General features: G+C 68.0%; 8 protein-coding genes. 5 read left to right on the top strand and 3 right to left on the bottom strand.

Going from position 1 to position 14713, the window contains the following annotated elements; all coding sequences use genetic code 11:
- Window positions 1-13 precede the first annotated feature (13 nt).
- The gene (locus AC1RNQ_RS18325; RefSeq protein ID WP_493173442.1) at window positions 14-1156 is read left to right on the top strand and encodes a GGDEF domain-containing protein; all 1143 of its coding nucleotides are present in this window, start codon (window positions 14-16) and stop codon (window positions 1154-1156) included.
- Here AC1RNQ_RS18325 and AC1RNQ_RS18320 read toward each other — a convergent pair whose 3' ends face one another.
- The 3 genes from AC1RNQ_RS18320 to AC1RNQ_RS18310 are packed head-to-tail and all read right to left on the bottom strand — an operon-like array spanning window position 1157 to window position 6942.
- Window positions 1157-2548, bottom strand: a complete 1392-nt coding sequence (locus AC1RNQ_RS18320; protein WP_493173942.1) for an efflux transporter outer membrane subunit — start codon at window positions 2546-2548, stop codon at window positions 1157-1159.
- Window positions 2545-5739, bottom strand: coding sequence for an efflux RND transporter permease subunit (locus tag AC1RNQ_RS18315; RefSeq protein WP_493173440.1), 3195 nt, complete (start codon window positions 5737-5739; stop codon window positions 2545-2547). The genes AC1RNQ_RS18320 and AC1RNQ_RS18315 overlap by 4 nt, the downstream gene beginning before the upstream one ends.
- Window positions 5740-5745: 6 nt before the next feature.
- Window positions 5746-6942 carry an efflux RND transporter periplasmic adaptor subunit gene (locus AC1RNQ_RS18310; RefSeq protein ID WP_493173438.1) on the bottom strand — a complete coding sequence of 399 codons (1197 nt, stop codon included), beginning with the start codon at window positions 6940-6942 and terminating at the stop codon, window positions 5746-5748.
- 208 nt (window positions 6943-7150) lie between these two features.
- On the opposite strand from AC1RNQ_RS18310, the gene AC1RNQ_RS18305 reads away from it, so the two are divergent.
- From AC1RNQ_RS18305 to AC1RNQ_RS18290, 4 genes are all read left to right on the top strand, one after another.
- Window positions 7151-10363 (top strand): autotransporter outer membrane beta-barrel domain-containing protein, encoded by a 3213-nt coding sequence (locus AC1RNQ_RS18305; protein ID WP_493173436.1) that lies wholly within the window; start codon window positions 7151-7153, stop codon window positions 10361-10363.
- Between the two features lie 157 nt (window positions 10364-10520).
- Window positions 10521-11159: an RNA polymerase sigma factor gene (locus AC1RNQ_RS18300; protein ID WP_493173434.1), complete on the top strand. Its 639-nt coding sequence runs from the start codon at window positions 10521-10523 to the stop codon at window positions 11157-11159.
- The gene (locus AC1RNQ_RS18295; RefSeq protein ID WP_493173433.1) at window positions 11149-12084 is read left to right on the top strand and encodes a FecR family protein; all 936 of its coding nucleotides are present in this window, start codon (window positions 11149-11151) and stop codon (window positions 12082-12084) included. Before AC1RNQ_RS18300 ends, AC1RNQ_RS18295 begins: the two co-directional genes overlap by 11 nt.
- Before the next feature lie 38 nt (window positions 12085-12122).
- Window positions 12123-14534, top strand: coding sequence for a TonB-dependent receptor (locus AC1RNQ_RS18290; protein WP_493173431.1), 2412 nt, complete (start codon window positions 12123-12125; stop codon window positions 14532-14534).
- Window positions 14535-14713: the final 179 nt, after the last annotated feature.

Raw genomic sequence — 14713 nt, 5'->3', positions numbered from 1 at the left:
GGGGTTGTCCTGGATGGCGTCACTCAATTTCCTGATTTCACTGCTGCTCTTCACAAGCGTGGTGATGACCGGCGCGATGGCGCTGGCCTGGCTGCAATTTTCGCGCGAGCGGCACATCCTTCTCTGGGCCGGGGCCTATGCGGCATCGACGCTACAGTGGCTCACCAATATGGCGGGATTGAGCCTCAAGAGCACCCCAATGATGTATCTGTCGGGCGTCTGTCTGATCGCCAGCGTCGCGCTGGCCTATGCCGGAATCCGGCGGCGGCGCGATCCCGGTACGCCGCTACGCGGCATCATCGCGACGGCGCTTGCGGTTGCCGCGCTGGCGGGATTCGTGTCCTTCGCAATCGATGCCAATCTGGTGCTCGCTTTCCTCCTCCCGCTCTACACCGCGTGCACCATGGCGGCCGGCGCGTACCGGCTGCTACCGATCGGGCACACCGCGCGTGCGGCCGAGATCACCTATGCCGCGCTTCTCGTCCTTTTCGCATGCTACGAACTGCTCTTGCTGACCGTCGGCTTCCAGGCGGCGACAACCCGTGCTGAGGACTGGCTGAACCTCTATCGCACCATTTTGGTCATGGGGTTGCCGCCGATCTTCATCGGCACCGGCATCGCCGCGATCCTGATGGTTGCGGGGGACTTGTCGGCGAAATTGTTGATGCAGTCGCTCGTCGATCCGCTGACGCTGGTGTTCAACCGCCGTGGGCTAGGCGATTTCGGCGGCCGCGCATTTGCTGCGGCGCGCCGTCACGACACGCGGCTGTCGGTGATCGCCTCCGACCTTGACGGGTTCAAGCGCCTGAACGACGAATTCGGCCATGCGGCGGGCGACACCGCGCTGCAGTGCTTTGCCGACGTCCTCCAGCGATCGCTCCGCAAGGACGATATCGTTGGCCGCCTGGGCGGCGACGAGTTCATCCTGATCCTTCCGAACAGCCGCGCGCCGCAAGCCGCAATCGTCGCCGAGCGTATCCAGTCCGATCTGACGCAACTGCTGTTCCCAAGAGCACCCGGCGCCCGGTTGTGCAGCAGCTTCGGCATCGCAGAACTGCAGCCAGGCGACGCCGGACTCGACGATCTGGTCGGCCGCGCCGACATGGCGCTGTACTCTGCCAAATCGTCGGGCAAGAACCGTATCGTTGCGGGATGATCAGTCGGGCAAACCGCCGAGCGTTCGGAACAATGTAATCCTGTTCCGCACCGCCGCCAGTTCGACCGCAATCCCGCTCCGCCGCGCGCTGTAGAGGCTGCGCTGGGCGTCGAGGCTCGATAGGAAGCTGTCGACGCCGCCACGATAACGCGCGTCGGTCAGGCGTGCGGTATCGGCCGCCGCTTCGGTGTTGGCGTTGGCCGCGCGCAGCCGTTCGCCGAGCGTGCCCTGGTCGGCGAGCGCGTCGGCGACTTCGCGGAAAGTGGTCTGGATCGCGCGTTCATAGGCGGCGAGCGCAGCGTCGCGCTGCGCCTCGCTGACCGCGACCCCGGCGCGGCGCCCGCCCGCGTCGAAGATCGACAGGCTGGCGTCGGCGCCCGCGGTGAAGCGCAAGGCGTCGCCGGTGAACAGCGAGCCCAGCGCGTCGCTCGCGAAGCCGAGCAGCCCGGTCAGCGAGATCGTCGGGAACAATCGCGCGCGCGCGACGCCGATGTCGGCATTGGCGGCGCGCAGCAGATATTCGGCCTCGATCACGTCGGGGCGGCGCAGCAGGATTCGCGAGTTGGTACCCGCGGGCAAGGTCGCGATCGACGCGCTGACCTCGTCGAGGCTCGCGGGCAGCAGCGCCTTGTCATAGTCGGCGCCGACGAGCAGCCGAATAAGATTCTCGTCCTGCGCCACCGCCGCGGTCTGTAGCGCGAGGTCGCCCTCGGCGGTCGCGAGCACCTGTTCGGCCTGACGCAGGTCGGTGCGCGGCGCGACCCCGCCCTCGAGCCGCGCGCGGGTCAGCACGACGCTACGCCGCGCGCTGTCGGCGGTATCGCGCGCGATCGCCAGCAGTTCGCGGTCGGCGGCGTGATTGGTCCAGGCCTCGGCGAGGTCGGCGATCAGCGCGAGGCGTACCGTGCGTGCGGCGGCTTCGGTGGCAAAGGCGCGGTCGCGTTCGGCGGCGGTCGCATTGGCGAGCCGCCCGAACAGGTCGAGCTCGAACGCCGACACCCCCGCCTGCAGCGCATAGCTTTCGCGCCCGCCGGCCGCGACGCCGCCCGCGATGCCGCCGTCGGTATAATCGGCCGAGCCGCTCACGCCGATGGCGGGAAATTGCGCCGAGCGCGTCACGCGCACCTGCGCGCGCGCCGCGGCGACATTGGCGGCGGCGATGCGCAGGTCGCGGTTGTTCGCGAGCGCCTGCCCGATGAGCTGCTGCAGCCGCGGATCGCGGAACAAGTCGTTCAGCGTCACGCGCGGCAGCGCCGCCTCGCTCTGCGCCAGATAGGCGTCGCCGACGGGCCACGAGGTCGGCACCGGCGGCGCCGGCTGGACATATTTGGGCGCGAGCGAGCAGGCGCCGAGCGCGAGCGTCGCGGCGCCGAGGATCAGCGCGCGCTTCATGCCGTCGCTGCCGTGCCGCCGCGGCGCCGGCCTAGCCATTCGCGAACCGCCTTCAGCCCGTCGCGCACGCCCCGGCGGACGAGCACGAAGAACAGCGGGATGAAGAAGATCGCGAGGAAGGCCGCGGTCAGCATGCCGCCGATCACCGAGGTGCCGATCGCGACGCGGCTGTTCGCCCCCGCCCCGGTCGCGATCGCGAGCGGCAGCACGCCGAAGATGAAGGCAAAGCTGGTCATCAGGATCGGGCGCAGGCGGATGCGCGCCGCCTCGACCGCCGCCTCGATCACGCGCTTGCCCTTGCGCTCCTCCTGCTCGGCGAACTCGATCATCAGGATCGCATTCTTCGCAGCTAACCCCATCGTCGTGAGCAGCCCGATCTGGAGATAGACGTCATTCTCCAGCCCGCGCAGGTTCACCGCAAACACCGCGCCGATCAGCCCCAGCGGGATGACGAGGATCACCGCGAAGGGGATCGACCAGCTTTCGTAGAGCGCGGCGAGGCACAGGAAGACCACCAGCAGCGAGATGGCGTAGAGGAAGGGCGCCTGCCCCGACGACAGCCGCTCCTGATAGGAGGAGCCCGACCAGGCGACGCTGGTCCCCGGGATTTCCCCCGCCATCCGCTCCATCTCGTCCATCGCCTCGCCCGAGCTGGTGCCCGGCGCCGGCTGGCCCGAGATTTCGAAGGCGGGCACGCCCTGGAAGCGCGAGCTGCTGCTCGGCGTGGTCGACCAGCCGGTCTTGGCGAAGGCCGAGAAAGGCGACATCTCGCCGTCGTTCGAGCGGACATACCATTGCCCCAGATCCTCGGGCTTGGCGCGATAGGGCGCATCGCCCTGGACATAGACGCGCTTGACGCGCCCCTTGTCGATGAAGTCGTTGACGTAGCGCCCGCCCCACGCCGCCGACAGCGTCGCATTCACATCGCTGTTGGCGATGCCATAAGCGTTGAGCCGCTGGGTATCGATGTCGATCTTGAGCGTCGCGACGTCGGGCAGGTCGGACAGGCGCACCGAGGTCAGCTTGGGGTTGGCGTTGGCCATCGCGAGCAGTTTCTCGCGCGCCTCGACGAACTGCTCGCGGCTCATCCCGCTGCGGTTCTGGAACTGCATCGTGAAGCCCGACGAGTCGCCCAGCCCGCGCACCGCGCCCGGCACCAGCGCAAAGATCTGTGCATCGCGCAGGCCGCTCAGCGCCTTGCGCGCGCGCTCGGCGATCGCATCGGCGGTGCGATCCTCGCCGGGACGATCGTCCCAATGAACGAGGTTGACGAAGCCCTGCCCCGTATTCTGCCCCGCGGCCGAACCGCCGCCGCCGCCCGCGATCAGGAACAGCGCGCCGGTGTTCGCTTTCTCCTGCGTAAGCATATATTTCTCGATCTCGTCGCGCACCTGCAGCGTGCGTTCCTGCGTCGCGCCCGCAGGCAGGCGGAACTGGATCTGGACGCGGCCCTGGTCCTCGCCCGGCAGGAAGCCGCCGGGCAGGCGCAGGAAGAGGAAGACGAGCACCACGAGCAGCACCGCATAGATTCCGAGGAACAGCCATTTGCGGTCGACCACCTTGGTCACGCTGCCGACATAGCGCTCGACCATATTATCGAAGCGCATGTTGAAGCCGTTTTTCGCACGCTCGAAAACGGCGCGCGCACGGGGAAAGCGCCCGCCCGCCGTGCCGGCCTCGCCATGATCCTTGGGCTTGAGCAGGGTCGAGGTCAGCGCCGGGCTCAGGATCAGCGCGACGAGCACCGACAGCATCATCGCCGAAATGATGGTGACCGAGAATTGGCGGTAGATGACCCCCGTCGACCCGCCGAAGAAGGCCATCGGCAGAAACACCGCGGACAGCACCAGCGCGATCGCGATCAGCGCGACCTGCAACTCCTGCATCGACTGGATCGTCGCCTCGCGCGCCGACATGCCGGGATTTTCTTCCATCAATCGCTCGACATTTTCGACCACGACGATCGCGTCGTCGACGAGCAGGCCGATCGCCAGCGTCAGCCCGAACAGGGTCAGCGTGTTGATGCTGAACCCCAGCATATAGAAGATCGCGAAGGTCCCGAGCAGCACCACCGGCACCGCGATCGCGGGGATCAGCACCGCGCGCCAGCTCTGCAGGAAGACGAACATCACCAGGATGACGAGCAGGATCGCCTCGAACAGCGACTTCTGCACCTCGCTCACCGACAGCTTGATGAACTCGGTCGAGTCATTGGCATAGCTGTAGGTCAGCCCGTCGGGGAAATCGGCGGCGAGTTCCTCCATGCGGGCCTTGACCCGGTCGGCGGTCTCCAGCGCGTCGGAGCCGGGCGACAGCGAGATCGACATGCCCGCGCCGGGGTGGCCGTTGATCCGGCTGATCACGGCATAGCTTTCGGCGCCGATCTCGACCCGCGCGACGTCCTTGATCCGCACGCTCGATCCGTCGGGCAGCGTCTTGAGCACGATATTCTCGAACTCGGGCACCGTCTGCATGCGCGACTGCGCGGTGACGGTCGCGTTCAGCATCTGTCCCCGCGGCGACGGCAGCCCGCCGACGTCGCCTGCCGCGACCTCGCTGTTCTGCGCGCTGATCGCCGAGATCACGTCGCTCGGCATCAGCGCCACCGCCGCCAGCCGCTGCGGGTTCAGCCAGATGCGCATCGCGTGCGGCGCGCCGAAGATATTGACCTCGCCGACCCCCTCGACGCGCGACAGCGGATCCTGGATGTTCGACGCCATATAGTCGGACACGTCCTGGTTCACGCGCGTGTCGGTCTCGTCGTAAACGCCGACGAGCAGCAGCGTGTCCGAATTGGACTTGGTGACGCGGATGCCCTGCGCCTGTACCTGCTGCGGCAGGCGCGACAGCGCCGACTGGATCTTGTTCTGGACCTGCACCTGCGCGATGTCGGGGTCGGTGCCCTTGGCGAAGATCGCGGTGATGTTCGCCTGCCCGCGCGAGCTCGATTGCGAACTGAAATAGAGCAGCCCGTCGATGCCGGTCAGTTGCTGCTCCAGCACCTGCGTAACGCTGTTCTCGATCGTCTCGGCCGAGGCGCCGGGATAGCTCGCGCGGATATTGACCTGTGCCGGGGCGATGTCGGGATATTGCTCGATCGGCAGCAGATAGAGCGCGCCGACCCCGCCCAGCATGACGATGATCGCCAGCACCCAGGCGAAGATCGGGCGATCGATGAACAGGCGCGACATCGGCGGTCAGTCGCCCTTCTTCGCTTGCCCGCCCGCGCCGCCACTCTTCGGCGCGCCCACGCGTTGGGGGCTGGTCGCCGCGACCGGGCGGATCGCCTGCCCCTGGCGCAGGTTTCCGAGACCCTGGCTGATCACGCGCTCGCCCGCCTTCAGGCCTTCGGTAACGATCCAGTCGGTGCCCAGCGTCCGTTCGGCGGTGACCTTGCGGCGCATCGCCTTATTGTCCTTGCCGACCAGATAGACGAAGGCCGACCCGTCGAAGTCGCGCTGCATCGCCGCCTGCGGCACGCGAAAGGCGTTCTGCTCGATCGCCTGGTCGAACACCGCCTTCACGAACATGCCGGGCAGCAAGGTTCCCTCGGGATTCGGGAAACGCGCGCGCAGCGTGACCGTCCCGGTGCCCTCGCTCACGACGGCCTCGGAAAACTCGATCGTCCCGGTAAAGCCATAGGGGCTGCCGTCCTCGAGCAGCAGCCGCACATTGGCGCTGCCCGGTAGCACGCCGCCCGAAGCGATCGACTGGCGCAGCGTCGTGAGCTCGGCGCTCGACTGCTGCATGTCGACATAGATGGGGTCGGTCCGCTGGATCACCGCCAGCGCATCGGCCTGGTTCGCGTTGACCAGCGCGCCCGCAGTGAACAGGGTGCGCCCGATGCGCCCGCTGATCGGCGCGCTGATCGTCGTATAGCGCAAATTGATCCGCGCGGTTTCGAGCGCCGCCGCATTTTGCGCGACGACGGCGCTCGCAACGCGTGCCTGCGCCGCGGCGTCGGTATAATCCTGCTTGGCGATCGCCTCCATCTCGGCGAGCGGCCTGAAGCGGTCGGCGCGGACCTTGGCCGCCTCGGCGCTGGCGCGCGCGCTCGACAGATTGGCCGACGCCTGGTCGACCGCGGCGCGATACAGACTGCCATCGATCTGGAACAACGGCTGCCCGGCGCGGACATAGCTGCCCTGTTCGAACAGGCGGCGCAGGATGATGCCATTGATCTGCGGCCGCACCTCGCTCGTTTCGAAGGCGACGGTGCGCGCGCCGAGTTCGATCGGCACCGGCACCGCCCCCGGCTGGACGACGACATAGCCGACCTCGGGCGCCTGTCGCCCGCCCTTGCTGTCGTCGTCGCCCGCCGAACAGGCGGCGAGCATCGTCAACGCCATGCAGACAGCGCCGAGCCGCAGCATCGACCGCCCATAGTTTCGCATTCGAAGAACCTTTTCGGGCTTGGGGATAGCCTGCTCCCCCGATCATTCAGCAAATTGGGCCGCAGGACGCAATGGCTGTGGTTACGATTGCGACAAGTTGCGACACTTTTCCTGTCCGGACCGGCACTATTTTCCAAGGCTGCGCCCCGTCCGCTCCGTCAAGCCATTGTCGCGGGAGCTTTCCCGCCCCGATTTCAAGAGGAACTCAATGCGCAAGACCCTGCTCGCGTCGACCTGCCTGGTGGCTGTCATGGCCACTCCCGCCTTTGCCGAAACCGTGATTGGGAATGCGCTTACCACGCCGATCCGCTCCTCGACCGTCAACGGCGGCACGACCCCCGACGATGCGCGGCTCGCGGCTTCGGGGTCGATCATGCCGGCCTCGGGCACCGCGGTCACGATCGACAGCAACCACAAATTCGTCAACGAAGGCACGATCCAGATCACCAACGCCGATGGCTCGAAGGGTATTGTGGCCAACGCCGGCACGACGAGCGCCATCACCAACACGTCCACCGGCAAAATCATCATCGACGAAAGCTATGCGCCGACCGATATCGACAATGACGGCGACATCGACGGCGCCTTTGCGATCGGCAGCAATCGCGTCGGCATCGAGACCCTCGGTGCCTTCAACGGTAACATCCTGAATTCGGGCGCGATCACGATCGAGGGCAATGACTCGGCAGGCATCCGCCTCGGTGGCCCGCTAACCGGCAATTTCACGACCGACGGGACGATCTCGGTGCTCGGCGACCGCGCGCTCGGTGTCGGGCTCCAGAATGTCACCGGCAACGTCCGCCTCGCGGGCACGATCACCGCGACCGGCCTCGACGCGACCGCCGCCCGGCTCGGCGGCAACATCGCCGGTTCGCTCGTCGTCCAGGGCAACCTGACCTCGACCGGCTATCGCTTCACCACGCCGCCGACCGACCCGTCGAAGCTCGATGCCGACGACCTGCTGAACGGCGGCCCCGCGCTGTCGATCGAGGGTGACATCACCGGCGGTGTCATCTTCGCAGTCCCGCCCAAGGACGCCAGCACCACCGACAATGACGAGGACAAGGACGGCATCGAGGACGCCAAGGAAGGCTCGGCGGTCGTCCGTTCCTTCGGCTCGGCCCCCGCGGTGCGCATCGGCGCGGCCGGGCGCGACGTCACCATCGGCGCGGTCCCGGGCACCGGCACCGGCTTCGGCGTGATCGTCGACGGTACGATCCTCGGCAATGGCCTCTATGCCGGCAAGAACGCCACCGCGATGCAGATCGGCGGTCTCGGCGGCAATGTGAACATCGCCGGCGGCGTCGCGATCGGCAGCGCGGGCCTCGTCACGGCCATCTCGAACGGCGCCTCGGCGACCGCGATCCAGGTCGGCGCGGGCGCAACGCTCGCCGAAATCCGCAACGCGGGCAAGGTCGACGCGCAGGGCGGCAACGCCGCGACCGCGATCACCACCGGCATCGTCGTCGAGGCCGGCAGCAATGTCGGGCTGATCCGCAACAGCGGTACCATCGCCTCGAAGGCGGCGGGCGATAATGGCACCGCGCGCGGCATCGTCGACCTGTCGGGCACCGTCGGCACGGTCGAGAACAGCGGCACCATCTCGGCGACGGGCGCGCTCGGCGTCTCGGATCGCAATATCGCGATCGACCTGTCGAGCAATCTCGGCGGCGCCTCGGTCAAGCAGACCGCGGTCGCGTCGGGCATCGCTGCGCCGGCGATCATCGGCGACGTGCGCTTCGGGGTCGGCAACGACCTGATCGACATCGCCGACGGTTCGATGAACGGCGACGCCTTCTTCGGTACCGGCAACAACACGCTCGCGCTGTCGGGCGACGGTACCTTCGACGGCACCGCGACCTTCGGCGGCGGCAACGACATCATGACCCTCGCCGGTACTTCGAAATTCGGCGGCGTCGCCGATTTCGGCGGCGGCAGCGACACGCTGACCATCGGCGGCACCGCGATGTTCTCGGGCCGTCTCGCCAATGCGCAGGGCCTGGCGGTCGCGGTGGGCGGCGGCACCTTCGACGTCGTCGGCGCGGCGACCATCGCGTCGCTCGCGGTCACCGACAAGGGCGTGCTCGGCGTGACGCTCGACGGCGGCAACACCGGCACCGCGATCCAGGTGACCGGCAACGCCAGCTTCGGCGCCGAATCGAAGCTCGCGCTGCGCCTCACCAGCCTCGACAATGCCGAGGGCCAGCATGTCGTGCTGACCGCTGGCACGCTCACCGGCGCGAACAACCTCACCACCACGACGACGCTGCTCCCCTTCCTCTACAAGGGCACGCTGACCTCGAACGCCACCCAGCTGATCGTCGACGTGTCGCGCAAGAGCGTGACCGAACTCGGCCTCAACCGGTCGGAAGGCGGCGCCTTCAACGCGGTGATCGACGCGCTGGCGGCCGATGAGGACATCGAACAGGTCTTCCTCGACATCACCGACCAGTCGCAGTTCAAGACCCAGCTCAGCCAGATGCTGCCCGAGCATGAAGGCGGCGTGTTCGAAACCGTCACCTCGGGCTCGCGCGCCCTCGCCCGCTACCTGATGGACCCCAACGCCCCGTTCCAGGACCAGGGCAAATGGGGCTATTGGATCAACCAGGCGGCCTGGGGCACGTCGAAGAGCATCGGCGACACCGCCGGCTACGACGTTACCGGCTGGGGCGTCTCGCTCGGTGCCGAGATCAAGACCGACCTCGGCAATTTCGGCGGTTCGATCGGCTATCTCAGCGGCAAGGACGGCAACAAGGCGAACGCCAACGAAGTGTCGTCGAGCCAGTTCGAGGGCGCGCTCCACTGGCGCCTGCGTTCGAACGGCATCCTCGCCAGCGCCCGTGTCTCGGGCGCACCGGTCAGCTTCAAGGGCACGCGCCTTTTCCAGGCCGAAGCCGGCGCCGATGACATCAACGAGGAGATGCGCGCCAAGTGGGACGGCACGCTGTGGTCGGCCGCGGGCTCGGTCGCCTATGACACCCGCCTCGGCGGCATCTCGTTCCGCCCGGCGGTCGCGGTCGACTATTACAAGCTGCAGGAAGACGGCTACACCGAAACCGGCGGCGGCGACGCGCTCGACCTCACCGTGCTCGGCCGCGACAGCGACGAGCTGGCGGTGTCGGGCACCGTTGCGGTCGGCCTCGATTTCGGCGGCGAGGACGAATATGACGGCTGGACGCGCTTCGAGTTCGAGGGCGGCCGCCGCCAGATCGTCGGCGGTTCGCTCGGCACCACGACGGCGTCGTTCAAGGACGGCACCCCTTTCACCCTCACCCCTGATGATCGCACGAGCGGCTGGGTCGGCCGCCTCCGCGGGATCGCCGGCAACTCTGCATTCCAGGTTGGCGGCGAACTCTCCGCGGAAGAACAGCAAAGCCATGTGGCTTGGTCTTTCCGTGCGAGCCTCAAGGTCGGTCTCTAAGCCCCCGGGTCCGACCTTGTCCCGGCAAGGGGGAAGCACCCACCCCACCCTCCGCTTCCCCCTTGCCCTTTGATTTGATGAACGAACGAGGATCATGATTGCCGCCACCGCCCCCTTCCCTCTTTCCCGCGAGCGTCGTTTCGATGCGGGAGAGGCCATGCCGCGGTTGCGCGCCGCGCTGGGCGCGCTATATGACGGCCCCGCCAGGGGGACGTGGGGCACCGGCCAGGCAGGTGCCGAAAAGCAGCAGATGGCGTTCCGAATCAACCGATCCATGACAGAGGCGACCGACGCACCGCAGCCCATGCAGGGCATCGAAGGGGTATTGCTCGCCAACCGCGCGCGCATCATCCGCTTCCTCGAAGTGCGCGGTGCGGGCGCGGGCGCCGAGGATCTGTTCCAGGACCTGTGGATGCGCCTCACCGACCGCCTTACCGGCCCGGTCGCCGATCCGCTCTCCTATGTGATGCGCGCCGCGAACAACCTGATGCTCGACCGCTACCGCTCGTCGCGCCAGCGCGAGCTGCGCGACAAGGCGTGGGGCGAGAATGCCGCGACCGAGGCCCCTTCGGCCGAGGCCGCGCTGATCTCGCGCCAGCAGCTCGACCAGGTCGAAGCCGTAATCGAGGCGACCGGCGCGCGCGCCGCGCGCATCTTCCGCCGCTTCCGCGTCGACGGCGTCGCCCAGCGCGACATCGCCGCCGAGCAAGGCGTCAGCCTCAGCACGGTCGAGGCCGACCTGCGCAAAGTCTATGCGGCGCTCGCCGCGGTCAGGAGGCAGTTCGATGCGTCCTGACGCCGCCATGATCGAAGCCCGCGCGATCGACTGGGTCATCGCCCAGCGCGACCCTGGTTTCGCCGACTGGGACGGTTTCGCCGACTGGCTCGCCGCGGATCCGGCGCACGCCGAGGCCTATGACGCCGTCGCACTGCTCGACGCCGACTTGGGTGCCCTCCCCGCACGGCCCGCCGTCCCCGTCGCCGCCAACGACGAAGCCCCCCGCGTCCGTACGTCGCGCCGCGCCTGGTTCGGCGGGGCGCTCGCCGCCGCGCTCGTCGCCGCGATCACCGTCCCCAACCTCGGCCTGTTCGGCGACCCCAACCGCATCGAAACCGCCCCCGGCGAACACCGCGTCCTCGCGCTAGCCGACGGGTCGAAGATCGAGGTCAACGGCGGCTCGGTCGTCACGCTCGACGAAGCGCGCCCGCGCTTCGCCCGGCTCGAAAGCGGCGAGGCAATGTTCCAGATCGTCCACCGCGAATCCGATCCCTTCGTGGTCGAAACGGGCGGCGCACGGCTCGTCGACCTCGGCACCGCCTTCAACGTCGTCCGCCGTGACCGTGCGACCACGGTCGCGGTCTCGGAAGGCATCGTCGTCTATAACCCCGACCGCGACAATGTACGCATGGTCGCGGGCGAAGGCATCGAGGCGCGCGACGGCGACAAAAAGGCGCCGACCGTGCGCAAGGTTGACAGCGCGACGATCGGCGGCTGGCGCAACGGCCAGCTCGTCTATGCCGACACGCCGCTTGCTGTGGTCGCGGGCGACCTCGGCCGCACCGCCGGCATCACGGTCAGCGTCTCGCCCGAGGCCGCGAACCTCCCCTTCCGCGGCGCGCTCGTGATCGGCGCCGACAAGGCGCGCGCCGTCGCCGATCTCGCGGCGCTGTCTGGCACCCGCGCCGAGCGGCGCGGCGACGGCTGGGTGCTGACCCGCTAGCGATGCAGCGCAGCCTGCCCCTTGTTGCCGCGATCGCGATGCTCGCCGTTCCTGCCGCCGCGCAGGCCGCCGAGGAACGCGCGTTCGACGTGCCCAAGGGCAATTTGTCGAGCAGCCTGCCGCTGCTCAGCCGACAGGGCGGAGTGAGCATCAGCGTCGCCGATGCCGGGCTGTGGGGCAACCGCGTCAAGAAGGTGCGCGGGCGGATGAGCGTCGACGAGGCGATCCGCCGCATGCTCGCGGGCTCGGACGCGCGCGCGGTGCGCGTCGGCGCGACCAGCTGGCGCATCGAACGGCTCCCGCCACTGCCCAAAGTCGCGCGCCGCGCCACCTCGCCGCCAAAACCACCGCCGCCCCGAGCGCGCGAGCCCGACAACCTCGTCGCCGGGCCCGACGACGAGATCATCGTCACCGCCTCGAAGACCGACATTCCCTACGCAAGCTTTGCGGGCGTCGCCACCGCGCTGGATGGCGGCGATTTGGCGTTCGGCGGCGAGCGCGGGATGGAATCGATCCTCTCGCGCATGGCCACCGTCTCCTCGACCCACCTGGGGTCGGGGCGCAACAAGCTGTTCATCCGCGGCATCGCCGATTCCAGCTTCACCGGGCCGACCCAGTCGACCGTCGGCCAGTATCTCGGCGACATACGCCTCAGCTACAACGCGCCCGACCCCGACCTGCGCCTCTACGACATCCAGAATGTCGAGATTCTCGAAGGGCCGCAGGGCACGCTCTACGGCGCGGGTTCGCTCGGCGGCATCATCCGCGCCGTCCCCAACGCCCCCGACCCCAATCGCCAGACGGTGCAGGCGATCGCTGGAGTATCGGTAACACAGCACGGCGACCCAGGCGGCGACCTCGGCGCGATCGTCAATCTGCCCGTCGGCGACGGCGGCCACGCGCTGCGCCTCGTCGGCTATATACTTAGCGACGGCGGCTATATCGACAATCCGATGCTCGGGCAGAACGACGTCAACCGTGTCGACGTCCGCGGTGGCCGCGCGACCTTCCGCGTCGATGCAGGCGATGACTGGACGATCGATTTCGGCGGCGTCTACCAGACGATCAATTCGCAGGACGCGCAATATTCGGACAAGAACGCTCCGCCGCTGATCCGCAATTCGAGGGTCGAGCAAAATGCCAAGGCGAAATACGGCCTCGGCACGATCGTCGTGATGAAGGATTGGGACGGGCTGTTCTTCCAGTCGTCGAACGCCTTCGTCAGCCACCGGCTGTTCGAACGCTTCGACGCCAGCAAGCCGAACGACCCGCCGCGCATCCTCGACCAGCGCAACGCGACGCGGATGTTCGTCAGCGAAACGCGCCTGTCGCGCCCCTTCGACGACGGGCTCGGCTGGGTGGTCGGCGTCAGCCTCCTCGACAATCGCACGCGCCAGAGTCGCGAGATCGGCGACGCCTTCGTCCAGATGCCGCTCACCGGCGTCTCCAACCGCATCACCGAAGTCACCGGCTATGGCGAGGCGACGGTCGAGCTGATGCCGAACCTGATCGCCGCGGGCGGGCTCCGCCTGTCGCATGCGCGCCTCGACGGCGCCGGCAGGGACATCCCGCTCGACGTTGCCTTCGCGGGCCGCGCCGAAACCGCGCACCGGTCGGAAACCGACCTCCTGCCCTCGGCCTCGCTGCTCGCCAGGCCGATGCGCGACGTGACGCTCTACGTCCGCTATCAGGAGGGTTTCCGCCCCGGCGGGCTCGCGGTCGACAATAATTTCGTCCGCCGCTTCCGCAACGACCAGGTCCAGACGCTCGAGGCCGGGGTGCGCTTCGGTGAAAAGGGCTGGACGCCATTCGACGCCAGCCTGTCGGTCTCGCACAGCCGCTGGCGCGACATCCAGGCCGATTTCATCGACACCAACGGCTTCCCGACCACCGCCAATATCGGCGACGGGCGGATCACCAGCATTACCGGCGCCTTCGCGGTGCGCCCGACCCCCGAATTGTCGTTCGAGCTTGGCGGGGTCTATAACCACAGCCGCGTGACCGAGCTCTTCTCGGGCGAACTGCGCACCATCGCGGTGCGCGCCGCCGCCGCGGGCGGCGACATCGGGATCACCATCCCGCAGGAGCAATTGCTCGAGCGCCTCGGCCAGATTCCCAATGTCGCCAAATATGCGGTACGCGGCTCGTTCAACTATGCCGCGCCGATGGGCGACGAGGATTTGCGGGTCAACGGCTGGGCGAACTATGTCGGCCCGTCGCGGCTCGGCATCGGCCCGATCCTCGGCGAGGGCCAGGGCAAATATGTCGACACCGGCCTCGCGATGCGCGTGGGCAACCACCGCCGCGGCCTGTCGCTGACGCTGACCAACCTGTTCGACGCCAAGGGCAACCGCTTCGCGCTCGGCACGCCCTTCGTCGAGGGCAGCGCGGGCTATCTGACCCCGCTGCGGCCAAGGACGCTCCGGATCGCGATCGATTTGTCTTATTGATGAGTGGCTGAGGGCCGCTTGGGGTGCAAAGCTGCCCAAAATATCCTCCCCATCGACTTGCGATGGGGAGGGGGACCGCTCGCGAAGCGAGTGGTGGAGGGGCCGAAAGGTCGCACCGACGCCTGACGGCGTCGGCCCCTCCGTCAGCCGCTACGCGGCTGCCACCTCCCCATCGCAAG

Source organism: Sphingopyxis sp. GW821-FHT12F08 (assembly GCF_058806755.1).
The sequence above is the reverse complement of the archived record's forward strand: the minus strand, read 5'-3'. Positions and strand labels throughout refer to the sequence as shown.